Source organism: Streptomyces daliensis, assembly GCF_054782395.1.
Window position 1 is genome coordinate 1 of the sequence record NZ_BAAGSO010000006.1, and the last position, 890, is coordinate 890.

General features: G+C 56.3%; 1 rRNA gene. It reads left to right on the plus strand.

Going from position 1 to position 890, the window contains the following annotated elements:
- A 23S ribosomal RNA gene (locus ACYVOO_RS01630) occupies positions 1 to 890 on the plus strand; the annotation flags it as partial.

Sequence of the window (890 nt, forward strand, 5' to 3'; positions counted from 1 at the left end):
GTCGTGACTGCGTGCCTTTTGAAGAATGAGCCTGCGAGTTTGCGGCATGTTGCGAGGTTAACCCGTGTGGGGGAGCCGTAGCGAAAGCGAGTCCGAAGAGGGCGTTTGAGTAGCGTGTTCAAGACCCGAAGCGGAGTGATCTAGCCATGGGCAGGGTGAAGCGGAGGTAAGACTTCGTGGAGGCCCGAACCCACCAGGGTTGAAAACCTGGGGGATGACCTGTGGTTAGGGGTGAAAGGCCAATCAAACTCCGTGATAGCTGGTTCTCCCCGAAATGCATTTAGGTGCAGCGTCGTGTGTTTCTTGCCGGAGGTAGAGCACTGGATAGGCGATGGGCCCTACCGGGTTACTGACCTTAGCCAAACTCCGAATGCCGGTAAGTGAGAGCGCGGCAGTGAGACTGTGGGGGATAAGCTCCATGGTCGAGAGGGAAACAGCCCAGAGCATCGACTAAGGCCCCTAAGCGTGTGCTAAGTGGGAAAGGATGTGGAGTCGCAGAGACAACCAGGAGGTTGGCTTAGAAGCAGCCATCCTTGAAAGAGTGCGTAATAGCTCACTGGTCAAGTGATTCTGCGCCGATAATGTAGCGGGGCTCAAGTACACCGCCGAAGTCGTGTCAATCCAGCATAGAGCTCTAACGGGTGCTGGGTTGGGTAGGGGAGCGTCGTGTGCCGGGTGAAGCGGCCGTGGAAACGAGTTGTGGACGGTATGCGAGTGAGAATGCAGGCATGAGTAGCGATACATACGTGAGAAACGTGTGCGCCGATTGACTAAGGGTTCCTGGGTCAAGCTGATCTGCCCAGGGTAAGTCGGGACCTAAGGCGAGGCCGACAGGCGTAGTCGATGGACAACCGGTTGATATTCCGGTACCCGCTATACAGCGTCAAACA